This is a genomic window from Mangrovibacter sp. MFB070 (assembly GCF_000705335.1).
GTDB lineage: Bacteria > Pseudomonadota > Gammaproteobacteria > Enterobacterales > Enterobacteriaceae > Mangrovibacter > Mangrovibacter plantisponsor.
Window position 1 is genome coordinate 1 of sequence record NZ_JJMI01000054.1, and the last position, 643, is coordinate 643.

At 48.2% G+C, this 643-nt stretch carries 1 tRNA gene and 1 rRNA gene; both read right to left on the reverse strand.

The features are described from left to right. Positions 1 to 204 precede the first annotated feature (204 nt). Positions 205 to 280 (reverse strand) — tRNA-Glu (locus tag DT73_RS24390). Positions 281 to 452: 172 nt separating this feature from the next. After that, positions 453 to 643: ribosomal RNA gene (locus tag DT73_RS24395) — 16S ribosomal RNA — on the reverse strand; the annotation flags it as partial.

Consider the following 643-nt stretch of genomic DNA (forward strand, 5'->3'; position numbering starts at 1 on the left):
GTGTACGCTTAGTCGCTTAACCTCACAACCCGAAGATGTCTTCGTGTTATAAGTTTTGAGAGACTCACGAACAACTTGCGTTGTTCAGTGTTTCAATTTTCAGCTTGTTCCGGATTTTTAAAGAGCAAATATCTCAAACATGATTCACTGCTGAATCAGTTTTGAGATACTGAGGTCGGCGACTTTCACTCACAAACCAGCAAGTGGCGTCCCCTAGGGGATTCGAACCCCTGTTACCGCCGTGAAAGGGCGGTGTCCTGGGCCTCTAGACGAAGGGGACACAAAATTTGTTCACGAATCGCTGATTCGTAATTTTGTGTAGGGTGAGCTTTCATTAATAGAAAGCGAGCGACATTATCTGCCACAAACTCACGCCCCACGTTAAAACGCCTTGCTTCTTTACTTTCATCAGACAATCTGTGTGAGCACTGCAAAAGACCGTATCTCTAAGGTAAGGAGGTGATCCAACCGCAGGTTCCCCTACGGTTACCTTGTTACGACTTCACCCCAGTCATGAATCACAAAGTGGTAAGCGCCCTCCCGAAGGTTAAGCTACCTACTTCTTTTGCAACCCACTCCCATGGTGTGACGGGCGGTGTGTACAAGGCCCGGGAACGTATTCACCGCGGCATTCTGATCCGCG